The 21,124-nt window shown below is 70.9% G+C and carries 26 protein-coding genes; 14 read left to right on the forward strand and 12 right to left on the reverse strand.

Features of this window, described 5'->3' with window-relative positions; genetic code table 11:
- Positions 1 to 23: 23 nt before the first annotated feature.
- Both AB0K73_RS03715 and AB0K73_RS03720 read right to left on the reverse strand, forming a co-directional pair.
- Positions 24 to 314: a CDGSH iron-sulfur domain-containing protein gene (locus AB0K73_RS03715; RefSeq protein WP_360511264.1), complete on the reverse strand. Its 291-nt coding sequence runs from the start codon at positions 312 to 314 to the stop codon at positions 24 to 26.
- Entirely contained in the window at positions 314 to 1,315 is a 1,002-nt protein-coding gene (locus AB0K73_RS03720; RefSeq protein WP_360511262.1) for an iron-containing redox enzyme family protein, read from the reverse strand. The genes AB0K73_RS03715 and AB0K73_RS03720 overlap by 1 nt, the downstream gene beginning before the upstream one ends.
- 290 nt (positions 1,316 to 1,605) lie before the next feature.
- Between AB0K73_RS03720 and AB0K73_RS03725 the strand changes: the two genes are divergently transcribed.
- From AB0K73_RS03725 to AB0K73_RS03735, 3 genes are read left to right on the forward strand one after another with little or no spacing between them, the layout of a single operon-like run.
- A complete protein-coding gene (locus tag AB0K73_RS03725) occupies positions 1,606 to 2,016 on the forward strand; it encodes a universal stress protein (protein WP_360510544.1) in 411 nt (136 codons plus the stop codon).
- Positions 2,013 to 3,413 (forward strand): MBL fold metallo-hydrolase, encoded by a 1,401-nt coding sequence (locus tag AB0K73_RS03730; protein ID WP_360510543.1) that lies wholly within the window; start codon positions 2,013 to 2,015, stop codon positions 3,411 to 3,413. The genes AB0K73_RS03725 and AB0K73_RS03730 overlap by 4 nt, the downstream gene beginning before the upstream one ends.
- Complete coding sequence (locus tag AB0K73_RS03735) at positions 3,410 to 4,240, forward strand: universal stress protein (RefSeq protein WP_360510542.1); 831 nt, start codon at positions 3,410 to 3,412, stop codon at positions 4,238 to 4,240. Before AB0K73_RS03730 ends, AB0K73_RS03735 begins: the two co-directional genes overlap by 4 nt.
- A 36-nt stretch (positions 4,241 to 4,276) precedes the next feature.
- Here the strand turns inward: AB0K73_RS03735 and AB0K73_RS03740 are convergent, their stop codons facing one another.
- Positions 4,277 to 5,113 (reverse strand): universal stress protein, encoded by an 837-nt coding sequence (locus AB0K73_RS03740; RefSeq protein ID WP_360510541.1) that lies wholly within the window; start codon positions 5,111 to 5,113, stop codon positions 4,277 to 4,279.
- Between the two features lie 156 nt (positions 5,114 to 5,269).
- Here AB0K73_RS03740 and AB0K73_RS03745 point away from each other — a divergent pair, with 156 nt between their 5' ends.
- Both AB0K73_RS03745 and AB0K73_RS03750 read left to right on the forward strand, forming a co-directional pair.
- On the forward strand, positions 5,270 to 5,797 hold the full coding sequence (locus tag AB0K73_RS03745; protein ID WP_360510540.1) for an Hsp20/alpha crystallin family protein: 528 nt from the start codon (positions 5,270 to 5,272) through the stop codon (positions 5,795 to 5,797).
- Positions 5,798 to 5,887: 90 nt separating this feature from the next.
- The gene (locus AB0K73_RS03750; protein ID WP_360510539.1) at positions 5,888 to 6,334 is read left to right on the forward strand and encodes a pyridoxamine 5'-phosphate oxidase family protein; all 447 of its coding nucleotides are present in this window, start codon (positions 5,888 to 5,890) and stop codon (positions 6,332 to 6,334) included.
- 40 nt (positions 6,335 to 6,374) lie between these two features.
- On the opposite strand, the gene AB0K73_RS03755 is transcribed toward AB0K73_RS03750, so the two are convergent.
- Positions 6,375 to 7,010: a response regulator transcription factor gene (locus tag AB0K73_RS03755; RefSeq protein ID WP_360510538.1), complete on the reverse strand. Its 636-nt coding sequence runs from the start codon at positions 7,008 to 7,010 to the stop codon at positions 6,375 to 6,377.
- A complete protein-coding gene (locus AB0K73_RS03760; protein ID WP_360510537.1) occupies positions 7,007 to 8,743 on the reverse strand; it encodes a GAF domain-containing protein in 1,737 nt (578 codons plus the stop codon). Before AB0K73_RS03760 ends, AB0K73_RS03755 begins: the two co-directional genes overlap by 4 nt.
- A 195-nt stretch (positions 8,744 to 8,938) precedes the next feature.
- Between AB0K73_RS03760 and AB0K73_RS03765 the strand changes: the two genes are divergently transcribed.
- From AB0K73_RS03765 to AB0K73_RS03785, 5 genes are all read left to right on the forward strand, one after another.
- A complete protein-coding gene (locus AB0K73_RS03765) occupies positions 8,939 to 9,760 on the forward strand; it encodes a universal stress protein (RefSeq protein ID WP_360510536.1) in 822 nt (273 codons plus the stop codon).
- Between the two features lie 5 nt (positions 9,761 to 9,765).
- The gene (locus tag AB0K73_RS03770; RefSeq protein ID WP_360510535.1) at positions 9,766 to 10,185 is read left to right on the forward strand and encodes a hypothetical protein; all 420 of its coding nucleotides are present in this window, start codon (positions 9,766 to 9,768) and stop codon (positions 10,183 to 10,185) included.
- A gap of 57 nt (positions 10,186 to 10,242) precedes the next feature.
- Entirely contained in the window at positions 10,243 to 10,572 is a 330-nt protein-coding gene (locus tag AB0K73_RS03775) for a hypothetical protein (RefSeq protein ID WP_360510534.1), read from the forward strand.
- 70 nt (positions 10,573 to 10,642) lie between these two features.
- Entirely contained in the window at positions 10,643 to 11,557 is a 915-nt protein-coding gene (locus AB0K73_RS03780; protein WP_360510533.1) for a DNA-3-methyladenine glycosylase 2 family protein, read from the forward strand.
- Between the two features lie 8 nt (positions 11,558 to 11,565).
- Positions 11,566 to 12,462: an LLM class flavin-dependent oxidoreductase gene (locus AB0K73_RS03785; protein ID WP_360510532.1), complete on the forward strand. Its 897-nt coding sequence runs from the start codon at positions 11,566 to 11,568 to the stop codon at positions 12,460 to 12,462.
- A gap of 29 nt (positions 12,463 to 12,491) precedes the next feature.
- On the opposite strand, the gene AB0K73_RS03790 is transcribed toward AB0K73_RS03785, so the two are convergent.
- The 4 genes from AB0K73_RS03790 to AB0K73_RS03805 form a co-directional block, all read right to left on the reverse strand.
- The gene (locus AB0K73_RS03790) at positions 12,492 to 12,782 is read right to left on the reverse strand and encodes a hypothetical protein (RefSeq protein WP_360510531.1); all 291 of its coding nucleotides are present in this window, start codon (positions 12,780 to 12,782) and stop codon (positions 12,492 to 12,494) included.
- 6 nt (positions 12,783 to 12,788) lie between these two features.
- Positions 12,789 to 13,175 (reverse strand): metalloregulator ArsR/SmtB family transcription factor, encoded by a 387-nt coding sequence (locus AB0K73_RS03795; RefSeq protein WP_360510530.1) that lies wholly within the window; start codon positions 13,173 to 13,175, stop codon positions 12,789 to 12,791.
- 326 nt (positions 13,176 to 13,501) lie between these two features.
- On the reverse strand, positions 13,502 to 14,362 hold the full coding sequence (locus AB0K73_RS03800; protein ID WP_360510529.1) for a carbohydrate kinase family protein: 861 nt from the start codon (positions 14,360 to 14,362) through the stop codon (positions 13,502 to 13,504).
- A gap of 58 nt (positions 14,363 to 14,420) precedes the next feature.
- Positions 14,421 to 14,765: a cupin domain-containing protein gene (locus AB0K73_RS03805; RefSeq protein WP_360510528.1), complete on the reverse strand. Its 345-nt coding sequence runs from the start codon at positions 14,763 to 14,765 to the stop codon at positions 14,421 to 14,423.
- 74 nt (positions 14,766 to 14,839) lie between these two features.
- Here AB0K73_RS03805 and AB0K73_RS03810 point away from each other — a divergent pair, with 74 nt between their 5' ends.
- Both AB0K73_RS03810 and AB0K73_RS03815 read left to right on the forward strand, forming a co-directional pair.
- Complete coding sequence (locus AB0K73_RS03810) at positions 14,840 to 15,397, forward strand: RDD family protein (RefSeq protein WP_360510527.1); 558 nt, start codon at positions 14,840 to 14,842, stop codon at positions 15,395 to 15,397.
- Positions 15,397 to 17,859 (forward strand): HAD-IC family P-type ATPase, encoded by a 2,463-nt coding sequence (locus tag AB0K73_RS03815; protein WP_360510526.1) that lies wholly within the window; start codon positions 15,397 to 15,399, stop codon positions 17,857 to 17,859. The genes AB0K73_RS03810 and AB0K73_RS03815 overlap by 1 nt, the downstream gene beginning before the upstream one ends.
- A 12-nt stretch (positions 17,860 to 17,871) precedes the next feature.
- On the opposite strand, the gene AB0K73_RS03820 is transcribed toward AB0K73_RS03815, so the two are convergent.
- Positions 17,872 to 18,321 carry a hypothetical protein gene (locus AB0K73_RS03820; RefSeq protein WP_360510525.1) on the reverse strand — a complete coding sequence of 150 codons (450 nt, stop codon included), beginning with the start codon at positions 18,319 to 18,321 and terminating at the stop codon, positions 17,872 to 17,874.
- A gap of 163 nt (positions 18,322 to 18,484) precedes the next feature.
- On the opposite strand from AB0K73_RS03820, the gene AB0K73_RS03825 reads away from it, so the two are divergent.
- Entirely contained in the window at positions 18,485 to 19,477 is a 993-nt protein-coding gene (locus AB0K73_RS03825; protein WP_360510524.1) for an acetylxylan esterase, read from the forward strand.
- A 165-nt stretch (positions 19,478 to 19,642) separates the two neighbouring features.
- Here AB0K73_RS03825 and AB0K73_RS03830 read toward each other — a convergent pair whose 3' ends face one another.
- Both AB0K73_RS03830 and AB0K73_RS03835 read right to left on the reverse strand, forming a co-directional pair.
- The gene (locus tag AB0K73_RS03830; protein ID WP_360510523.1) at positions 19,643 to 20,119 is read right to left on the reverse strand and encodes an SRPBCC domain-containing protein; all 477 of its coding nucleotides are present in this window, start codon (positions 20,117 to 20,119) and stop codon (positions 19,643 to 19,645) included.
- Positions 20,116 to 20,460: a metalloregulator ArsR/SmtB family transcription factor gene (locus AB0K73_RS03835; RefSeq protein WP_360510522.1), complete on the reverse strand. Its 345-nt coding sequence runs from the start codon at positions 20,458 to 20,460 to the stop codon at positions 20,116 to 20,118. The genes AB0K73_RS03830 and AB0K73_RS03835 overlap by 4 nt, the downstream gene beginning before the upstream one ends.
- A 117-nt stretch (positions 20,461 to 20,577) precedes the next feature.
- Here AB0K73_RS03835 and AB0K73_RS03840 point away from each other — a divergent pair, with 117 nt between their 5' ends.
- Positions 20,578 to 21,090, forward strand: a complete 513-nt coding sequence (locus AB0K73_RS03840) for a VOC family protein (protein ID WP_360510521.1) — start codon at positions 20,578 to 20,580, stop codon at positions 21,088 to 21,090.
- Positions 21,091 to 21,124: the final 34 nt, after the last annotated feature.

A 21,124-nucleotide genomic window follows, 5' to 3' on the forward strand; every position in this document is an offset into this window, starting at 1 on the left:
ATGCGCAGCAGGTCGTCAGGCGGTCAGGCCGTCGGGCCCTCGGCCGGCTCGTCCTCCTCGTAGGTCACCGCGGGCGTTCGCGGCGGCGGCCCTGTGCGGAACCCCACGAGCTTGTGCGACCCGTCGCAGAACGGACGCACGGCCGACGCACCGCACCGGCAGAGCGCGAACGTGCGGCGGCCGGGCTCGACCGGTTCTCCGTGCTCGTCGAACAGCGAGAGATCGCCGCGAACGAGCAGCGGCCCGTCGGGGCATGCCGTGATCGTGGCCGGGCGGGCGGGGCCCGGGGGTCGAGCGGATGCCGCTGCGCCCATCACAGCGGTTTCCTCAACACGGATTCGCCGCGCTCGAAGTGCTCGCGCAGGCTGCCCCAGAGCCGCCCGTCGACCGTGAGGCACGCCGACGCACCGAAGAGGATGTCGCGGGCCAGGTCGGGTTCCTCCTCCGCGAGCGATCCGGCGAGGTCGCGCGCCGCGAGCTGCTCGTGCACCGCGTCGGCCTCGACGTGCTCGTCGAAGTAGTCGGCGACATCCTCGCCGAAGTCGAGCCGGCGCAGCCCGGCTGCATAGGCGCGGCAGGGCAGCGACGACGTCATCTCGTACGCGGCGAGATGACCGACGATCGCGCCGCGCAGGCGCCGGTGCAGCCCGAACAGCGACATGAGGTTCATCGACGTGTACACCTCGACCGGCACGTGGTCGGCGTAGGCGCCATATCGGTCGTCGAGCCCGGCGCCACGCAGGGTCTGCGCGAAGATCGTGGCATGCAGGCGGTCGGCGCGGCCACCACCGTACTCGTCGGCCTGGATCTCGACGAGCGCCGACTTCGCGTGCCCGTGCAGGCGCGGGATCGCCCAGCTGTGCGGGTCCGCCTCCTTGAGCGTGTAGATCGAACGGCAGACGAGGATCTCGCGCACCTGTTCGGCCGTGGCATCCCGTTCCACGAACGCCGACAGGCTCGGCCCGTCGTCGTCGCCGACGAGCGCGAACAGGGCCTCTGGCACGTCGCGCGCCGCGAGGGGCTGTCGCACCGTACGACGCAGGGCGCCCTCGAACTCGCGCTCGATCGGACGGCGCACGGCGAGCAACCGCGGGTCCCACTCCCATGAGTCGGGAACGCCGTCGAGGCCGCCGTAGTGCAGTTCGTACATGAGGAACAGCGCGAGTTGCACGTCGTCGTCGGCGAGCAGGTCGTCGGATGCCGCGAGCCCCTCGGTCGTCGCGACGGCGAGGTCGCCGACCGGGGCGCGCTCGGGTCCGGTGAGGAGGTTCATGAGGGCGGCGCTGACCGGCCCGCGCGGCTCGGGGAGTGCCATCGGCCGCATGGGCGCGTCCGAGCGCGACGCAGCGGCCTGGTCGCCGGCCATCGGCGCCGCGGCGGCCCGGTGTGGTTGGGCGGTGATGGTCATGACGGCCCCCCTCGGTCGGTCATCACTCCCAAGGTACGGAGGTCGCGGCGCCCGGCGGCAGGGGTTGACCCGGGCACTCCATGTGACCTTCGGCCCACGGATGCCGCGGGAAGGCGGAGATGATGCGGACATGCCCGACGCTGAGGGACCCGAACCCACCGGATCCGAGCCCTGAACCCGAGCCAGGACCGCCCGGCGTGATCGTCGGCGTCGACGGCTCCGAGCCGTCGATCTCGGCGCTCCGATACGCGGCCGACCTCGCTCCGAAGCTGGGCCTTCGCGTGCGAGCGCTCGCCGTGTGGAACTACCCGTCGTTCATGTACGGCGGCTTCTACCCGCAGCTGGACTGGACGCCCGAGGAAGACGCGGAACGCGTCGTGGCGAAGGTGGCCGAAGAGGTCTTCGGCACCGAGACGCCGGAGTGGTTCGCCACGCGAACGCGGCAGGGCCGCCCAGCCGAGGTGCTCATCGACGAGTCGAATCACGCCGAGATGATCGTGGTGGGCAGCCGAGGGCACGGCGGCTTCGCCGGCCTGCTGCTGGGATCGGTGAGCGGAGCGGTCGCCGAGCACGCGAAGTGCCCGGTGCTGGTCGTGCACGGGCGATGACGCGCGTGCCCGCCACCCTGCAGTTCCTCGGCGCGGCCGACACCGTCACGGGCTCGAGGTACCTCATCGAGACCGGCGACGCGCGCGTACTCGTCGACTGCGGGCTCTTCCAGGGCTTCAAGGTGCTGCGCGAGCGCAACCGCGCCCCCTTCCCCGTGCCGCCCGAGTCGATCGACGCGGTGGTGCTGAGCCACGCCCACCTCGACCACTCGGGGTACCTTCCCGCACTCGTGCGCGACGGATTCCGCGGGCCCGTGTACGCGACGCCAGGAAGCGTGGAGCTGTGCGGCATCCTGCTGCCCGACAGCGGGTACCTCCTCGAGGAGGAGGCCCGGCACGCGGCATCCGCTCGTTGGTCGTCGCATCGCGATCCGACCCCGTTGTACACGGCGGCGGATGCCTCGCGGTCGCTCGAGTCGTTCGCGCCCGTCGAGTTCGACCAGACCCGACGGATCGGCCACGACCTCGAGTTCACACTCGTGCCGGCCGGACACATCCTCGGGGCATCCGGGGTCCGCGTCTCTGTCGGCGGGAACGTCGTGCACTTCACGGGAGACCTGGGCCGTTCGTCCGACCCGCTCATGCGTCCGCCGCGACCGCTCGAGCCGGCGTCGGTGCTCGTCACCGAGTCCACCTACGGTGACCGGGTGCACACTGCGGACGACGTCGAGGCGGTGCTCGGCGACGTGGTGCGCCGGGTCGCGAAGCGCGGCGGCGTCGTGCTCATCCCGGCGTTCGCCGTCGGACGCACCGAGTCGGTGCTGCTGCACCTCTCCCGACTTCGCGACCGCGGCGAGATCCCCGACCTCCCGATCTACCTGAACAGCCCGATGGCCGTCGAGGCGGCCCGGATCTACGAGCGCCACCCCGACGAGCATCGGCTCGAGCCCGACGAGCTCGAGCGCATGTACCGGCTGCCGACGAGCGTGCACACGGTCGACGACTCGAAGCTGCTGAACCTGCGCGGCGGGCCGATGGTCATCATCTCGGCGAGCGGCATGCTCACGGGTGGCAGGATCCTGCACCACCTCGTCGCATATGGGCCGGATCGCCACAACGCGATCGTGCTCACGGGCTTCCAGGCGGGCGGCACACGCGGTGCCGCGCTCCTCGGTGGTGCGACGTCGTTGCGAATCTTCGGCCAGGACGTGCCGATCCGCGCCGAGGTCGTCCCGATCGACGGCATGTCGGCCCACGCCGACGCCGACGAGTTGATGGACTGGATGCGGGCCGTCGGCGAACCTCCCGCGGCCGTGTACGTGACGCACGGGGAGGCCGCCGCAGCCGACGCGCTCCGCGCCCGAATCAAGCGCGAGCTCCGCTGGCCGGTGCGCGTGCCCGAGCACCTGGAACGCGTTCCGCTGACCGAATCCGAACGACAGGAGATCGCATCATGACCGATCACGTGATCCTCGCCCTCGACGGCGGCGCCGCCAACTCGGTGGCCGAGCGCTGGGTGGCCGAACGGTGCCGGAACGCGCCCGTGGACATCGAGCTCACGACGGTGCTCGAGCATGTGCCGCTCGCGGCGGGGTACCCCGACACCGAGCGCGATCGGCGTCGGGAGCGGCTCGACCAGGCAGCCGATCGGCTGCGCGAGCAGCTTCCGGATGCCTCGGCGCGCGTCCTGATGCGCGAGGGCGACCTGGTCGACGAGCTCCTCGAGGCGTCGAGGCTGGGAAACATCCTCGTGGTCGGCATGACCACGGTCGACGCCGTCGACGAGCTTGCGCATCTCCCGCTGGGACTGCGGCTCGCGGGCCGCACGAAGGGCATGCTCGTCGTGGTCCCCACCGCGTGGACGGGCGGCGGCAGCGGCGTGGTCGTCGGGTGGGCAGCGGATGCCGCCGGCGAGGCCGCCATGGCGTTCGCGGCCCGCGAGGCGCGGCGTGCGGCGTCCGCTCTCACCGTGGTGCACGCCGGACGCGGAAGCGTGCCGCGCGAGCTCGAGCTGGCGACCGAGCGGCTCCGCGCGAGCCACCCCGAGAGCGTCGTGAACGTCGTGTCGAAGGAACGGTCGGCGGCGGACGCGATCCTCGAAGCCTCGCCCGGCGCGGCGCTCGTGGTGGTCGGCTCGCACGGCCGAGGCGCGCTCCAGGACCTGCTCGTCGGATCGGTGAGCGAACACGTGCTCGCGCGTTCGAGCGTTCCCGTCGCGGTCGCGCCCATGCCGACGGAGCCGATCGACGTGTCGCCCGACCTCGAGGACGAGGACCTCCTCTGACGCGGAGTCGCCCTTGGGGTCAGTCGCGTGGGCGGGTCAGTCGCGCGGCCCGACGATCATGAGCGGCGCGGGCAGGGAAACCAGCAGCTCGTGGCTCACCGAGCCGAGAAGGAACCTCGCGATGTTGCCGCCGCCGTGACTGCCGACCACGAGCAGCGCGGCGTCCTCGGCCATGCGGTGGAGCACCTCGGCCGCGGGCCCGGGCTCGAGTCGGCCGGTCGGACGGGAGTGCAGGCCGCGGGCGAACTCGACGGCCTCCTCGAGGAGGCCCCGATGCATGTCCTCGAGGGCCTGGATGTCGCCGAGGTACTCACCGTAGGCGGCATCCCAGTCGGGCGGGATGCTCCACGCGTGCACGACCTCGAGGTCGGCTCCGAGGCGCTTCGCCTCGGCGGCGGCGATCTCGACGGCGACCCTGGAGGCGGGCGAGCCGTCGACGCCGACGACGACCGCGGAGCCCGCGTCGGTCGTCGCGCCCGACGGGATCACCGCCACGATCCCCCCTCCGTGACGGCCCGCCAGGCGTGATCCCACCGTCCACCGCGAGCCCGCGTGTCTGGCCGGCGCACCCACGACGACGAGCGTGTCGGCGTCGAACTCGGCGGCGAGCACGCTGAACGGCGAGCCGTGCTCGGTCTCGGTCGTGACATTGAGGTCGGGTCGCTCGGTACGCAGCCGCTCGGCGAGGTCCATGAGGCGGACCCGCTCGTTCGACAGCTCGCCGCCCGCCCGCAGGTACTCGCTCGACGTGCTGCTGCCGCCGATGGCGTGCACGATCTTCAGCGGCGTGCCGACCCCGCGGGCGACCGCCCACTCGACGGCGGCCTCGGACTCCGGTGTGCCATCCCAACCGACGACGATGCGTGTGAACATGGCCCGAATGCTGCCCGCTCCGGCGCCAGGCGGCCGGGTCGAAGGTCACATGGGATTGTGCGAGGGCCGCGCGGGACCTTCGGCCCGAACGCGGCATCCGTCGCATCGTACGGTCGAACCGAACCATTTGAGCATCGCTCATGAAGGGAGCCCACCATGGCTGGATCGCTGAGTCGCTTCGACCCGTTCGCCGAGCTGTCGGCATTGCAGAAGCAGTTGTTCTCCGACGGATTGTTCGGTACCGGCAGGCGGCAGCTGCCGACCACCGACATCTTCACGGAGGACGACTCGAAGCTGACCGTCGAGGCGCACCTGCCCGGGTTCGCCGAGCAGGACATCGACATCGACGTCGACCAGGGCGCGCTCGTCATCCGTGCGCAGAAGCACGAGAAGGAGGAGGACAAGGGCAAGAAGTACGTCGTGCGGGAGTCGAGCTCGAGCTACTACCGGCGCATCCAGCTGCCCGAGCAGGCCGACGAGGACGCCGTGACGGCGTCGTTCGAGACGGGCGTGCTGCGGGTGACGGTGCCGTTCAAGGACGTGCCGAGCCCGCGGAAGGTCACGATCAACCGCGGCGGTGGTGCGACCACCGGCGGTGGCACGGCGCCCGGTGGCGGTGCAGCGCCCGGTGGCGGTGCCACGCCCGGCGGTGGTGCCCCCTCCGACAGCAGCGGCACCACGTGAACCAGGTCCGGGCGGGGTGGGCACCCGTCCGGCCCGACGGCGGGACCTTGGGCCTTGCCGACGGATGGCGCGGACGACGAGACTCGAAGCATGAACGATGACGACGTCAACAACCGCCCGCCGACCCGAGCCCTCACCGAGGACGAGTGCTGGCAGCGCATCGCCGAGGCCCCGTTCGGGCGCGTCGCGGCGGCCGCGGCGGGGGAGGTCGACATCTTCCCCGTGAACCATGCCGTGGACTCGCACGGCGCCGACGCCCGCACGATCGTGTTCCGCACGTCGGCGGGCACCAAGCTCCTCGAGCTCACCATCCACTCGGGCGTCGCGTTCGAGGTCGATGGCTTCACGGACACCGATGCCTTCAGCGTCGTCGTCAAGGGCATCGCACAGGAGTTCGACCGCCGCGGTGAGGTCGCGGCCGCCGAGAAGCTCGGCGTCACGCCGTGGGCTCCTGAGGAGAAGACCCGGTGGGTGCGCATCACCCCTACCGAGGTGAACGGTCGTACGTTCCAGCGACGGCAGGCCGTCGGAGCATGACGACGGATGCCGCGGGGCGGGCCCTGCGGCATCCGCTCCCTCACTGCTGGTCGCGGTGCTCGAGCTGGTAGACCGCCGCCTGCGTGCGGCGCTCGAAGCCGAGCTTGCGAAGCAGCCCTGAGACGTAGTTCTTCACCGTCTTCTCGGCGAGGTCGAGTTCCTCGCCGATCTGGCGATTGGTCAGCCCCTCGGCGATGAGCGCGAGCACCTGCCGCTCGCGGAGGTTGAGCGAGCCGAACCGCGGGTCTTCGCGGTCGTCGGAGGCGGCCCTGGTCGCCACCTGCCGCGTGACGGCTGGGTGCAGGAGGCTGCGCCCGGCTGCGGTGGCCCGCACGTGGTCGACGAGCTTCGAGCCGTTGATGTTCTTCAGCACGTAGCCCGATGCGCCTGCGAGCACGGCGCTCATCGCCGCCTCGTCGTCGTCGTACGCGGTGAGGATCAGGCAGTGGATCTCGGGATGTCGCGATCGGATCTCGCGGCAGAGGGCGATGCCGTCGCCGTCGGGCAGCCGCATGTCGAGCAGCGCGACGTCGGGCAGGGTCGCCTCGATGCGCGAGAGGGCGTGAGCGACGTCGCCGGCCTCGCCGACGACCTCGAGGTCGTCCTCACGCTGCAGGAGCTCGGCCACCCCGCGCCGCACGATCTCGTGGTCGTCGACCAGGAACACCCGGGTCATGTGTGGGCTCCGTCTGCCGTGTCTGCGGGTACCGTCCAGCGCACGGTCGTGCGACCGGGCTCGGAATCGATGTGCAGGCGGCCGCCGCGCCGCTCGGCGCGCTCGCGCAGGTTGGCGAGCCCGCTGCGCCGGCCGGTCTCGGGGATGCCGGTGCCGTTGTCATCGACGGCGACGCGCACCGCGCTCTCGTTCGCCACGAGGGAGAGCCGCACGTTCGACGCGGAGGCGTGCCGCACCGCGTTGGTGAGCAGTTCCCGCGAAACGGCCGCGACGTCCTCGGCGACGTCGCCGGTGACGACGAGGTCGACGGGTCCGCTGAAACTCACGGCGACGGGTTCGGGCAGCGACGGCGAGCACTCGGCGGCGATGTCGAGGAGGCGGCGCCGGAGCGAGCTGTCGGCCTCGGGGCGCGGCGACATCGCGAAGATGATCATGCGGATCTGCGCGATGCTGTCGTCGAGGGTCGACACCGCCGCCTGGAGACGCCGCGCGAGCTCCGTATCGGCCGCGCCACCGGCGAGCGCCTGCAGCTCGAGCCCGGTTCCGAAGAGCTGCTGGATGACGTGGTCGTGCAGGTCGCGGGCGATGCGTGAGCGGTCATCGGCGAGCAGGGCGCGCTGCTGCTCCTCGCGGGCGCGAGCCAGTTCGATGGCGAGTCCGACGCGGTTCGCGAGGTCGTCGGCGATGTCGAGCTCGGCCGGGGTGAAGTGACCACTGCCCGGGGTGCGACCGACGGCCACGACGGCCCAGACCGACGACGCGTTCTTCAGGGGCACGAACATCGTCGGTCCCACGCCGACGCCGCTGCCGACGTCGTCGTCGGCGACGATGGCGAGCGCATCGGCCGCTTCTCCGGCGCGTCCGCCAGAGCGGGCGCGGGACTCCCCGCTCTCGAACACCACGGCGGCGGCCGTGAGCATCGACGGGATCACCGTGCCGGCGAGGACCTCTGCTCCGACCCCGCGCGCCTCGGCGACGCGAACCGTGAGGGGGTCGGGGCCCGGAACGACGATGCCGATGCGATCGGCCGCCGTGCGCGCGATGAGCTCGTCGGCGAGCATCGGAATTGCTGCCGCGCTCGCGGTGCCGAGCAGCGCCGACGCGATCTGCGCCGACGACGCGGTCCACGTCTGGCGCATGCGGGTCTCGTCGAAGAGCCGTGCGTTCGCGATGGCGAAGCCGGCGGTCGCCGCGAGGGCCGAGATCAGGTCCTCGTCCTCGTTGGTGAACTCGCCGGCCCGCGGGTTCGACAGGTAGAGGTTGCCGAAGATCTCGTCGCGAACGCGGATCGGCACGCCGAGGAACGCGTCCATCGCCGGATGCCCCTCGGGGAAGCCGACCGACCGCGGGTCGTCGGAAATGTGCCGAAGCCGGATGGGATGCGGATCGTCGATGAGTGCGCCGAGCACGCCGTGACCCTCGGGGAGGTGGCCGATCTTCGCCACCAGGTCGGGAGCCATGCCGACGTGGATGAACTCCTCGAGTCCTCCTTCGGGCGCGACGACACCGAGTGCGCCGTACTCGGCGTCGACCAGCTCGAGGCCGGCGCGCACGATGCGCTCGAGCACGACGGGCAGCTCGATGGGTTCGACAACGGCCTGGGTGGCGTGCAGCAGTGCCCGCAGGCGGCCCTGCGTCGCGATGACGTCATCGGCGCGTTCGACGAGGTCGTGCAGAGCACGGTCGAGTTCCGACACCGGCTGTTCGGGTGGCAACGGATGCGATTCCGGCACGGCACCCCCTCCGTATCGCGGTCTGTCGGCAGGCTATCACCGGCGCACGGGCGGAGACGAGATGGTCGGCGATGGGATCCGGGGGACCAATGGCCCGAGGCGGAATGCCTCCGCCGGGTGATGCTGGGACGAAGCGATCGGAATCATCGCGGCAGCACCTTCGCCGCATCCGCGTCGCAGAGGAGACGGTGGAGCATGGAAAGGTCGATCCTCGTCGGCATCGACGGCTCGATCGCGAGTCGGGCAGCGGTCGCATGGGCGGTCGAGCGGGGCGAGGGCAGCGGTGCGCAGGTCGCGCTGCTGTCGGTCGTCGACGACGAGTGGGGCACGATCAGCGATCGCGACCTCGCCGAACTCCGCACCACGGCCGAGCAGATGGTTGCGCGTGAACTCGAGTACGCGCGTGAGCAGGCCGACGCCGTGGCGGTCAGCGCCCGCGTCGAGGTGGGCTCGCCCATGCTGGTGCTCGCCTCCGAGGCTGCCGGCCACGAGTCGGTGGCGATCGGCACGCACAAGATGGGATCGTTCCACGGCCACGCGCTGGGATCACGCGGCCTCCAATTGGCCGCCATGGCTTCGGTTCCGACCATCATCGTGCCGATCTCGACCTCCACCGGTCGCAGCGGCGTGGCGGTCGGCCTCGGCGACGAGCCCGGCTGGATCGACCCGGTGCGGTACGCCGCGCGCGAGGCCGTGCGCCTGGGCGAGCGTCTCATGCTCATCCGTTCGGGCGGGCCCGATGCCACCGACGATGAGCGGGCGCTCGGACTCGTGCGGGAGATCCCCGAGACGAGCGAGCTCACCGCGGGCATCGTGGTGCGCCGCTCGACCTCGTCGCCGGGCGAGGCGCTCGCCGCGGTGTCGCGTCGCGCGGTGCTCACGGTGAGCGGTCGGCCGACCGCCCCGGGCACGCAGGGATTCCGGCCCCTCGGGCGCACCAACAACGACCTGCTGATGAACGCCGGCGGACCGGTGATGATCGCCCCGTTCCTCGTGGGCGCCCCGGTCACGGGTTGATCGGCATGGAGGAGCGCCGCGGCATCCGGATCACCCTGCTGCTCGTGCAGGCCTTCGTGGCGCTCACCTCGATCGCCGGCGGCATCGCGCTCATCATGGGCGCGGTCGACGCCGAATTCACGAGCGTGCTCAACCCGCCGGGCGAGGAGCTGGCCGACTCGCCCTTCGGCTCCTACGTGTTGCCGGGCGTCGTGCTCGCGGTGGTGCTGGGCGGCCTGCACGTGCTCGCGTTCGCGATGCTCTCGCGACGGATGCCGCGCGCCCTCTTCTGGTCGGCGGCAGCCGGTTTCGCGACGCTCATCTGGATCTTCGTGCAGATGATCTTCATTCCGTTCAGCGTGCTGCAGGCCGTCTACTTCGTACTCGGACTCGTGGAGCTCGGCTTCGTGATGCTGGTGCTCGGGCTGTTGCGGCGTCGGGTCTGACGCCGCGACCCCCGAACTGGTGACGAGCGCCCCGTTCGCCCGGTATGGTGCAGGATCATGGGGGCAACCGAGACCGAAGAAGTCGTCGTCGACAAGCCGAAGCAGTTCGCCATGGAGGGGGCACCCGGCAAGGTGCTGTGGTGGGGCGTCGTGCTCGCCGTCCTCGGCGCGCTGCTCGTGGTGCTGGTGCCGTGGCTCCTCGACCAGCTGGGCGTCGGATTCGACGCGCAGGGGCAGGACCTCCGCGTCGGGCTCGAACTGGGGCTGCGGGTCATCCGTGAGCTCCTCGTCCCGCTCGGGGCGGCGCTCATCGCCGCGGCGATCGTGATGGGGTTCATCCAGGCGCGGTTCTCGCGTCGGGAGTCGGTGCGGCACAGTTGGAAGTGACGGCTTCGACGACGGCGCGGATGTCGGCGACGGCGCGGCCGTTGTCAGGTGCGTCGGGCACACTGAAGCGGTGATCGCCGAGCACGCCCTGACCTGGAGCCCGAGGCATCCGACCGATCTGCACCAGACGATCGGGTCGCTACGGCGAGGGCCCGGCGATCCGACGTTCCGTCGCGACGGGGGAGCGGTTTGGCGCACGACACGCACCGGCGAGGGCGTCGCGACGCTCCGGTACACGCAGCCCGCGGCCGACGAGCTGCACTGCGAGGGTTGGGGGCCGGGCGCCGGTGCGGCCGTGGCATCCGCACCCGAGCTCCTGGGCGAGCGTGACGATCCGAGCGGATTCGAACCCCGCATCCGGCTGCTCGACGACGCGCATCGGCGAAATCCCGGGCTTCGCATGCCGCGCACGGGCCGGGTGTTCGAGGCGCTGGTGCCGGCGATCCTCGAACAGAAGGTCATCACCCTGCAGGCGCACGACTCGTGGCGCCGGCTCGTATGGCGGTTCGGCGAGCCCGCGCCCGGGCCGACGCCGCGCCGCATGATGGTCACCCCGACGCCCGAACGATGGGCGTCGATCCCCGTGTGGGAGTGGCACACGGCCGGCGTCGACCCGAGGCGCGCCCGCACGATCGTGAACGCCGCGCGGTACGCGGCGCGTCTCGATGAGACGGCGAGCATGGGCCCAGCGGATGCCGCGGCTCGTCTCACCCTGCTGCCCGGCATCGGCGTCTGGACCGCCGCCGAGGTGGCGCAGCGGGCCCTCGGCGATGCGGACGCGCTCTCGGTCGGCGACTACCACCTGTCGAACTACCTGGGCCATGCACTGTGGGGGCGTGACATGACGGACGCGGAGATGGTCGAGGCGATGACGCCCTGGTCCGGGCACCGGTACCGGGTCGTGCGGCTTCTCGAGGCCGCGGGCGTGCGGGGGCGGCCGCGACGCGGGCCGCGGATGCCGTTCGTGGATCACCGGGCGATCTGAGGAGCAGGATGTACTACGGTCACGAGTTGCAGTTCGGCACGTTCATCACTCCCCGCAATGATCCGCCGCAGGCGGCGGTGCGGCTGGCCGAGCTGAGCGAGGCATCCGGCTACGACCTCGTCACCTTCCAGGACCACCCGTACCAGCCGAGGTTCCACGACACGCAGACCCTGCTCACCTGGGTCGCGGCGCGCACCGAACGTATCCAGCTCGCGGCGAACGTGACGAACGTGCCGCTTCGACCGCCCGCGGTGCTCGCTCGAGCCGCGGCAAGCCTCGACCTGCTCTCGGGCGGGCGGTTCGAATTGGCGCTCGGCGCGGGTGGATTCTGGGATGCGATCGACGCCATGGGCGGGCGGCGGCTCACGCCCGGCCAGGCGGTCGACGCGTTGTCCGAGGCGATCGACGTCATCCGCGGCATCTGGGATGCGGGCGAGCGCTCACGCTTCGAAGTCGATGGCCGATACCACCGGGTGAGCGGCGCGAAGCGGGGGCCGGCGCCCGCGCACGACATCCCCATCTGGATCGGTGCACTGAAGCCGCGCATGCTGCGACTGGTCGGGCGCAAGGGCGACGGCTGGTTGCCGTCACTCGCCCGCCTGCAGCCGGGCGAGCTTGCCGCCGGGAACGCGACGATCGACGAGGCGGCGCTCGCCGTCGGACGCGACCCCCGCGAGATCCGGCGCATCGTGAACATCGACGGTCGGTTCTCGGCTGTCGCCGGCGGGGGGTTCCTCGAGGGCCCGGCAGGGCAATGGGTCGAGCAGCTGCTGCCCTACGTCGTCGACGACGGTGTTGGAACGTTCATCCTCGCAAGCGACGAGCCCGGCGACATCCAGCGCTTCGCCGCGGAGGTCGTTCCGGCGCTGCGCGAGGCGGTCGCCCGCGAGGTGACGCTGAAATAGGGGATGGCGCCCGGGCGCGGGCGCTGACGCTACATCCGGGCGAGCTCGTGAACGACGACGCTCGTGATCATCGGGTTCGTCTTGGCGACCTCGATCGCGTCGTCCAAGCTGTCGGCAGTGACGATCGAATAGCCGGTGAACGACTCGAGGCCGGGTTCGATCGTGCGCACATCGCCGGGAGTGACCTCAGCCCCGCGGCTCATGGGTTTTCCACTGTCGACCATCCGGTCGCCGACGCTGGCGAACCAGTCCATCCAGGCCTTCTCGATCTCGGGGGTCGGGGTGACGTAGCCCTTGTAGAGGAACATGTAGGTGTTCATGGCTTCTCATTCCATCGGATCGGCGGGGTCGGATTCTCGTTCGGCAGTGTTGCCTGTTCGCTCGATGGCGGCGATGTAGTTCTCGAGGGTCTCCTCGTCGGAGCCCCAGTAGGTCTGGTACCGGTTCGTCCACTCCTGCAGGCGGCGAAGCTGTTCCCGCCGCAAGGCGAGGAAGTTGACCCGGCCGTGCTTCCTCCGCTGGACGAGTCCCGACTCCTCGAGCACCGTGATGTGCCGGTTGATCGCCGGCAGTGACATGCCGACGTGGTCGGCGAGCTGCCCGATGGATGCGGGTCGCATCGCGAGCAGGTCGATCATCTGCCGACGATCGGGGTTCGCAAGCGCGGCGAACACGGCGTCGAGGCCGTCGTCTTCGGGCACCTGATAGTTCACAATGTCGTTAACTATAGGAGCCGGACCCAGTGATGGCAAGGGGCGGCTGCCTGGCTCTGCCTCTGCGTCCGGCGATCGACCGTTTCGTGCCAGACACCGGTGCCGGAGTGCCGGAGTACCGAAGTGCCGGAGTACCGAAGTGCCGGGGTGCCGGAGTGCCGGGGTGCCGGAGTGCCGGAGTGCCGGAGTGCCGCGGTGCCGCGGTGCCGGAGTGCCGGAGTGCCGGAGTGCCAAAGTACCGAAGTGCCGAAGTGCCGGAGTGCCAAAGTACCGAAGTGCCGGGGTGCCGGAGTGCCGGGGATTGGAAAGGGTAAGTGTCGTTCGGCTCAGCTGAGCAGCGGGTCGAGGCTCGGGTGCAGGTGCCGCGTCGTGAGCACGCAGGCCGCGTTCCGTGCTCCGGCCCGCAGCGCCTCGGGCAGCGGTGACCCCGCGAGCGTCGCGTCGAGTACGCCCGCCATGAACGCGTCGCCCGCACCGTTGGTGTCGATCACCTCGACGGGGGCCGCCGCGACGGCGTGACGGGTCATCCGATCGTCCAGCGCGACCGCTCCCTCGGCGCCGAGCGTGCACACTACGAGCGACGCCCCGCCCTCGATGCACCGCTCCATGAAGGGCAGCGGGTCGTCGCCGATCCGGTCGGCGTTCATGAAGATCACGTCCGCCGCCTCGATGAACGGACGGTGGAACTCGGACTCGCCGTCGTAGTCGTGGATGTCGGTCCAGATCGGGCGGCCCGTCGCACGCGCGAGCGGGATGAGCCCGAGCGACAGCGGGGCGAGGTCGAGCACGATGGCCGAGGCATCCGTCATCGCCGCAACGGCAGACGGCGCCGGACCGCTCGCGGGAACATCGGGCGTCGCGAGGAACAGGGAGACGCGGGCACCGTCGCGCGTCATGAGGTTGAGGTGCCGTTCCGTGGTGCCGCCGTCGCCCGCGAGCAACTCGACACCCGCCGCCGTGAGCAGGTTGCGCACGCGCGTTCCCTCGACGTCGCCGCCGAGGAGCGCATGCAGCGTCACGTGTCGTCCGAGGGCGGTGAGCCCCAGCGCCTTGCCCGCCGAGGTGCCGCCCATCGTCTCCCACTCGCCGAGCGCGAACTGCATGTGCGGCACCGGCTCGGGCAGCCGGTCGAGCTCGACGATGCGGTTCCACGAGGCGGGTCCGGCGATGAAGACGTGATCGGTCATCCGTACATTCTGGCGGCGCCGACCGGCGCCACCCGCCAAGAGCCGAGCACCAGCCGCGCTACTCCAGCCACTCCGTGACGAAGCGAGGGTTCGAGTGGATGTTCGTCGACACGAACGGCTCGGGCCCCACCACCTCGAACTTGTGCGGCATGAACGCCGGAACCACGAGCACGAGACCGCCGGATGCCTCGAGCCGCTCGTCACCGACGGTGAACACCGCTCGTCCGCTCCGCACCACGAACGTCTCGGTGTACGGGTGCCGGTGGAGTCGCGGCCCCGCACCGGGCCGCGACTGGTACACGAGGATCACCGAGACGTCGGAGCCGATCGACTCGCCCTCGATGGACTCGTTCCAGCCCACGTCGTCGGTTGCGGCATCCGCTCGCTCGTGCATGAGCACCATGACGTTCCTCCCGTTCTCGAGCCCGATGCGCGCCACGATACGCCGAAGCCGCGCACCGCCGTAGTGTCGAGCCCATGAGCATCAGCGGACGACGGATCGTGGCGTGGCTGATCGACTGGGCGTGCATCCTCGGCTGGGTCGGCCTCACGGCCGCGATCGGGGTCCCGCTGTATCTCGCCGGGGTGACCCCGTCGATGGACGTGGCGACGTTGAACCTCGTCGGCGCTCTGGTCGTCGTCGTGCCCGCGGTCGTCGGCGCCGCCTGGTTCGAGTCCCGGCGGCGCGCAGCGACGCCCGGCAAGCGGGTCCTCGACCTCGAGGTGCGCACGGATGCCGGGAGCCCCCGATTACCCGTCGCGCTGCTGCGGAACGCCCTGAAGATCGGGGTCCCCTGGCTCATCGGCCACGCCGCCGTCTTCGCGATCACTTCGAGCAGCGCCGACGACGGCACGGTCGCGGTCGGAGTCTGGGTACTCACGGCTGCGGCCTACGTGATCCCGCTCGCCTGGATCGTGTTGCTGTTCGTCGCCGGCGGGCGCACACCGTACGACCGGCTGAGCGGCACGACGGTCGTACGTCGCCCCGCACCCGCGATAGCCGAGCCGCCCGTCGCGCCGGCTCGCGCCATGTGATGGATGACGGAGTGGGCGGGGTGGACGCGACGTTCGCGAGCGGCGCCGGGCTGAGTTCCGCCGAGGTCGCGGAGCGGACGGCCCGCGGCGAGACCAACGCGTTCGAGAGTCCCACGAGCCGCAGTTGGTGGAGCATCGTTCGGGAGAACGTGTTCACGCTCTTCAACGCGATCGTCGTGGCGTGCTTCCTCGTGCTGCTCGCCATCGGCCGCTGGCAGGACTCGCTGTTCGGCTTCGCGGCGGTCGCGAACATGATCATCGGTTCGGTGCAGGAGTTCCGAGCCAAGCGCTCGCTCGACCGGCTCGCACTCCTGCACGCGCCGCACGCGCGGGTTCGGCGCGACGGCGTCGACGTGGAGGTCGCGATCGGCGACGTCGTGCGCGACGACCTGCTCGTGCTTCGAGCCGGCGACCAGATCGCGGCCGACGGCGTGGTCGCGGCATCCGAGCGGCTGCAGGTCGACGAGTCGATGCTCACCGGCGAATCCGACCCGATCGACAAGGAGCCGGGCGAGCCGGTGCTGTCGGGCTCGATCGTGATCGGCGGCAGCGGAACGGCCGCCGTCACTCGCGTCGGGGCGGACTCGTTCGCCAACCGGCTCTCGAGCGAGGCGAAGCAGTTCTCGCTCGTGTCGAGCGAGCTGCGCCGCGGCGTCAACCGCGTGCTCGGCTGGGTGGCGTGGATCATCGGGCCCGTGAGCCTGCTCGTGCTCAACGCGCAGATGGTGAACTCGGGTGGCTGGGCCGCGGCGATCGAGTCGGGGGACTGGCAGGACGCGGTGGTGCGGGCGGTCGCGTCGGTCGTCGCGATGATCCCACTCGGACTCGTGCTCATGACGAGCATCGCCTTCGCGGTCGGCGCGCAGCGACTCTCGCGCCGACAGGTGCTCGTGCAGGAACTCGCCGCCGTCGAGGTGCTCGCGCGCGTCGACCTCATCTGCCTCGACAAGACCGGAACCCTCACCGAGGGCGTGATCGTGTTCGACGCGTTCCACGCGGTCGGGTTGGCGCCGCACGGGCTCGACGACGTGCTCGGTTGGTACGGCTCCGAACCCGAGGCGAATGCGACGGCCCGCTGCCTGACGGCCGCGTATCCGGTCGAGCATGCGCTCGAGCCGGCCGCGCGCATCCCGTTCTCGTCGGCTCGCAAGTGGAGCGCCGCGAGCTTCGACGGGCTCGGCACCTGGGTGCTCGGCGGTCCCGAGATGGTCTTGGCGGCATCCGGTGACGCAGAGGCATCCGGTGACGTGCTCGGCCGCGCCGCCGAACTCGCCGCGACCGGCCGTCGCACCCTGCTGCTCGCGCACGCCACGGCCGCGATGAGCGAAGCGGATGCCGCAGCCGAGCGCCTGCCCGCCGGGCTCGCGCCCGTGGCCCTCCTCACCTTCCGCGAGCGGGTGCGTGCCGATGCGCGCGAGACCCTCGCGTACTTCGCCGAGCAGGAGGTCGCCGTGCGCATCATCTCGGGCGACAACCCGCAGACCGTGGCCGCCATCGCGCGCGAGGTCGGGCTCGACGCGCCCAGCGGATACGACGCCCGCGAGCTGCCCGACGATCCCGCCGAGCTCGGTCGGGTGCTCGAGGAGCACGTCGTCTTCGGACGGGTCACGCCCGACCAGAAGCGCGAGATGGTGATCGCCCTGCAGCGGCTCGGACGCACGGTCGCGATGACCGGCGACGGCGTGAACGACGCGCTCGCGATCAAGCAGGCCGACATCGGCATCGCCATGGACTCGGGGTCGGCCGCGACCAAGGCCGTCGCCCGACTCGTGCTCCTCGACGGGCGGTTCGCGCACCTGCCCGGCGTCGTCGCCGAGGGCCGCCGGGTCATCGCGAACATCGAGCGCGTGTCGATGCTGTTCCTCACCAAGACGTCGTACGCGACGATCCTCGCGGTGCTGTTCGGCGTGCTGCTGCTCGAGTTCCCGTTCCTGCCGAGGCAGCTGTCGGTCATCGACGGGCTCGCGATCGGCATCCCCGCGTTCTTCCTCGCGCTGATGCCGAACGCGCAGCGCTATCTGCCCGGCTTCCTGCGGCGTTCGCTGTCGTTCGCGATTCCCGCCGGCATCGTCATCGGGCTCGTGCTCACGGCCTACAGCCTCGCGGCCGACGCGCTCGGCATTCCGCAGGGCGAGCTGCGCACGGGTTCGACGCTCATCCTCGGGGCGGTCGGCATCTGGGTGCTCACCGTGCTCTCGAGGCCGGTCGACGGGTGGAAGATCGTCATCGTCGGCTCGATGATGATCGGCCTCGTGCTGGTCTTCGCGGTGCCGTTCGCGAACGACTTCCTCGAGTTCGTGGAACTGACCCTGCCGACGATGCTGCTCGCGATGGGCGCGGTCGGCGTCTCGATCGCGGGCGTGGAGATCGTGCGGTTCGTGCACCGCAGGATCGACGCGCGAGACCGGGCGGGCCGCGACATCCGCCGCTCCGACGCTGCCGGCGATCGGGTGACGGGCTGAGCGGCGTGAGCCTCAGCGCCGACGCGCTCGCGCGCGGGAGCCCCGGAAGAATGCGGCCGACGTGCCGCGCCACAGGGCGAGGATCACGAGCACCGCGATCGCGATGACCGCGAGCTGGAACCACGGGTCTCCCGGCTCGATCGCGATGTCGACGACGGCGACGAGCGCCGAGACCGCGGCCCCGACCGTCGCGAGCGCGCGGGCATCGCGGCGGCCTCGGGTGAGTCCGGATGCCACGGCGATCACGAACAGGCCGACGATGATCATGGTGGCGCCCCACCAGGTGATGGCGAAGGCGTTGCCGGCCCGACGGATCTCCTCGTCGTAGCGGAGCAGGATCAGCACGAGCCCCGCGGCGATGTCGAGGATGCCGAGCGCGTACGCGAGCACCACGACGACCACGACCTGCGAGGGCGGCTTCGGGCGTTCGGGGCGTTCGGGGCGTTCGGGGCGACGCTGCACGATGCTCCTCCCGTTGTGGCGCGAGTCGCTCCAGCATACGCAGATCGTCATGTCGGGCACGGGCGCTCGGTGCTCCGCTACGCTGAGCGACGCCGCACACCGCGCACCCCGCACCCTGCACCCCCCGCGCGTGCCCCGCCGCGCTCGAACCCAAGGATGAGCCGTGCCCCGTTTCGATCTGCCCGTCGACGAGCTTCGCCGCTATCGACCCGACATCGCCGAGCCGGCCGACTTCGACGCGTTCTGGGCTGACACGCTCGCCGAATCGCGCGCGCTCGCGCAGCCGCCGAACCTCACCCGGGTCGACTCCCCGGTCACGGCATTCGAGGTCTACGACGTGTCGTTCAGCGGGTTCGCGGGGGATCCGATCGGCGGATGGTTCGTGGTGCCGGCGGGCGCCGAGGGCCCGCTCCCGACGATCGTCGAGTACAACGGCTACGGCGGAGGCCGCGGGCTTCCGCACGAGCGGCTCGCGTGGGCGGCATCCGGCTACGCGTACTTCTTCATGGACACTCGCGGGCAGGGCGGCGGCTGGGGCACCGGCGGCACCACGCCCGACCCGCACGGCACCGGCCCCTCGGCGCCCGGCTTCATGACGCGCGGCATCGAGTCGCCCGCGACCTACTACTACCGGCGCGTCTTCACCGACGCCGTGCTCGCGGTCGACGCGGTGCGCACCCTCGACCGGGTCGACGCCTCGCGCGTGTCGGTGGCCGGCGGCAGTCAGGGGGGTGGCATCGCGATCGCCGCGGCCGGCCTCTCGGAAGGGCTCGTGGCTGCCATGCCCGAGGTGCCGTTCCTCTGCCACTTCGAGCGGTCGGTCGGGCTCACCGACAAGTTCCCGTACCAGGAGATCGTGAAGTTCCTCTCCGTGCAGCGGGATGCCGCGGCGCGCGTGTTCGAGACGCTCGCGTACTTCGACGGCGTGAACCTCGCCAAGCGCGCGACGGCGCCGGCGCTGTTCTCGGTCGGACTTCTCGACCCCGTGTGCCCGCCGTCGACGGTGTACGCCGCGCGCAATCACTGGGGTGCGGCATCCGGAACCGCCGCGACCCCGACCGCCGACATCGTCGAGTACGCATTCAACGAGCACGAGGGCGGCGCCGCGGCGCACTGGCTGCGGCAGTCGGCCTGGCTCGCCGAGCGGCTCGGCTGACGCGGATGCCGCGGCCGCGCCTGGCGGCTCGGGGCGTCCGCGCGCTCCGACGTGCACGAAACGGCGGATATACGATCCGACACCCCGGGCCGGCTGGTCGCCGCGCGGCGCGCCGGATCGTATATCCGCAGAATGGGACGGTTGAGGACCGCGGATGCCGCGGCCTCACGCCCCCGCGTAGCGCACGAGGTACGCCTCGAGCCGGTCGAAGCCGCCGACCCAGGCCATCGTCTCGAAGAAGTCCCGTACCTCGGGGGTCGGGAAGCCCGTCTGCTCGACGGTCACGAGCGTGCCGCCGTCGTGGGGCTCGAACGTCATGACGATGTGCGTCGTGAGGGAGTTGCCGTCGGGCTCGTAGCCGGTCGATTCGCTGACGAGCCGGTGCGGGCGGTCGATCTCGAGGAACGTCTGCTCCTCGCGGAAGAGGGTGTCGCGGTTCGGCCCCCAGACGGCGACCTGCTTGCCGCCGACCCGCAGGTCGACCTCGATCTCGACGACGCCGGGTTCCTCGTCGAGGATCGAGAACCAGATCTTCTGCTTCTCGGCGTCGGTGTAGGCGTCGAAGACCTCCTCGGGGCTCGCGGGCAGCTGTCGCTGCATCCGCAGGCCGATGGCCTCGGTGGTCTCGCTGGTGTCGCTCATGATTCCGTTCCTTTCGCTCCGTTACGGAGGGTGAAGTAGGCCTCGAGACCGTCGAGTCGACGCTCCCAGAGCCGTTGATAGAAGGTGATCCATGCCATCGCGTCATCCAAACGCTCGGTGCCGAGCCGGACCTGCCGCACGCGGCCGACCTTCTCGGTGGTGACGAGGCCGGCGGCCTCGAGCACGTCGACGTGCTTCCGGAGGCCGGTGAGCGTCATGCCCGCCGGTTCCGCGAGCTCGGTGATCGTCGCCGGGCCGTCGCCGAGGCGGGTCAGGATGTCCCGACGCGTCTCGTCGGCGAGGGCGGCGAACGCCCGATCGAGTGCCTGTTGCTGAACCATGTGGTTCAGTGTAGAACACTGAACCGAAAAGTTCAATGTTTGATCCGGATGTCTCGGCCGCGACCTCCGAGGATCGACGCTTGACCTTGACGCAACGTCAAGGCTCAGACTCGTCGCATGACCACGATCAGCTCACCAGTGCCGGCGCCCCGACTGGGCGCCAAAGCCCCCGAGATCACGCGCGACATCTACGGCATGCCCGCGTTCGCGACGCTCCTCGCGGCCGACCTCGACGCCACCGTGTCCTGGTACACCGATGGCCTCGGTTTCATCAGCCTCTTCGCGATCCCCGGCCCCGGCGGAGCCCCGGTGCTGGTGCACCTGCGCAGGTGGCAGTTCCAAGATCTGCTGGTTCGGCCATCATTCGGCCCGGTCGAACCCGGATCCGGTCTCACGCTGAGCTTCGCCGCCGTCTACGACGAGCTCGACGAACTGGCTGATCGAGCTCGTGCCCACGGTGGGGGGATCGTCGACGGACCGGTGGATACGCCGTGGAACACGCGGGACCTGACAACGACGGATCCGGACGGGCACGTCGTGGTCTTCACCGCCGGCCGCCCGCCCGAACTCGCCGACGCCGGGTTCTCGGAGCGGATGGGCACATGGAACAGCGAGCAGGGCCTGAGCTGAGCCGCTGACGGTGAGCCCGCGGCATCCGCTCGGC

Source organism: Agromyces sp. NPDC052230, from assembly GCF_040679595.1.
Taxonomy (GTDB): Bacteria; Actinomycetota; Actinomycetes; order Actinomycetales; family Microbacteriaceae; genus Agromyces.

What these genes read in the sequence shown, in the direction of transcription:
- AB0K73_RS03770 (WP_360510535.1), top strand. Translation starts at nt 9,766, where the DNA reads ATGGAGGAGCGCCGCGGCATCCGGATCACCCTGCTGCTCGTGCAGGCC.
- AB0K73_RS03800 (WP_360510529.1), bottom strand. Translation starts at nt 14,362, where the DNA reads ATGACCGATCACGTCTTCATCGCCGGACCCGCCTCGTGGAACCGCATC.
- AB0K73_RS03750 (WP_360510539.1), top strand. Translation starts at nt 5,888, where the DNA reads ATGAACGATGACGACGTCAACAACCGCCCGCCGACCCGAGCCCTCACC.
- AB0K73_RS03835 (WP_360510522.1), bottom strand. Translation starts at nt 20,460, where the DNA reads ATGGTTCAGCAACAGGCACTCGATCGGGCGTTCGCCGCCCTCGCCGAC.
- AB0K73_RS03830 (WP_360510523.1), bottom strand. Translation starts at nt 20,119, where the DNA reads ATGAGCGACACCAGCGAGACCACCGAGGCCATCGGCCTGCGGATGCAG.
- AB0K73_RS03755 (WP_360510538.1), bottom strand. Translation starts at nt 7,010, where the DNA reads ATGACCCGGGTGTTCCTGGTCGACGACCACGAGATCGTGCGGCGCGGG.
- AB0K73_RS03805 (WP_360510528.1), bottom strand. Translation starts at nt 14,765, where the DNA reads ATGGTGCTCATGCACGAGCGAGCGGATGCCGCAACCGACGACGTGGGC.
- AB0K73_RS03745 (WP_360510540.1), top strand. Translation starts at nt 5,270, where the DNA reads ATGGCTGGATCGCTGAGTCGCTTCGACCCGTTCGCCGAGCTGTCGGCA.
- AB0K73_RS03715 (WP_360511264.1), bottom strand. Translation starts at nt 314, where the DNA reads ATGGGCGCAGCGGCATCCGCTCGACCCCCGGGCCCCGCCCGCCCGGCC.
- AB0K73_RS03740 (WP_360510541.1), bottom strand. Translation starts at nt 5,113, where the DNA reads ATGTTCACACGCATCGTCGTCGGTTGGGATGGCACACCGGAGTCCGAG.
- AB0K73_RS03840 (WP_360510521.1), top strand. Translation starts at nt 20,578, where the DNA reads ATGACCACGATCAGCTCACCAGTGCCGGCGCCCCGACTGGGCGCCAAA.
- AB0K73_RS03775 (WP_360510534.1), top strand. Translation starts at nt 10,243, where the DNA reads ATGGGGGCAACCGAGACCGAAGAAGTCGTCGTCGACAAGCCGAAGCAG.
- AB0K73_RS03785 (WP_360510532.1), top strand. Translation starts at nt 11,566, where the DNA reads ATGTACTACGGTCACGAGTTGCAGTTCGGCACGTTCATCACTCCCCGC.
- AB0K73_RS03790 (WP_360510531.1), bottom strand. Translation starts at nt 12,782, where the DNA reads ATGAACACCTACATGTTCCTCTACAAGGGCTACGTCACCCCGACCCCC.
- AB0K73_RS03815 (WP_360510526.1), top strand. Translation starts at nt 15,397, where the DNA reads ATGGATGACGGAGTGGGCGGGGTGGACGCGACGTTCGCGAGCGGCGCC.
- AB0K73_RS03735 (WP_360510542.1), top strand. Translation starts at nt 3,410, where the DNA reads ATGACCGATCACGTGATCCTCGCCCTCGACGGCGGCGCCGCCAACTCG.
- AB0K73_RS03810 (WP_360510527.1), top strand. Translation starts at nt 14,840, where the DNA reads ATGAGCATCAGCGGACGACGGATCGTGGCGTGGCTGATCGACTGGGCG.
- AB0K73_RS03720 (WP_360511262.1), bottom strand. Translation starts at nt 1,315, where the DNA reads ATGGCACTCCCCGAGCCGCGCGGGCCGGTCAGCGCCGCCCTCATGAAC.
- AB0K73_RS03730 (WP_360510543.1), top strand. Translation starts at nt 2,013, where the DNA reads ATGACGCGCGTGCCCGCCACCCTGCAGTTCCTCGGCGCGGCCGACACC.
- AB0K73_RS03765 (WP_360510536.1), top strand. Translation starts at nt 8,939, where the DNA reads ATGGAAAGGTCGATCCTCGTCGGCATCGACGGCTCGATCGCGAGTCGG.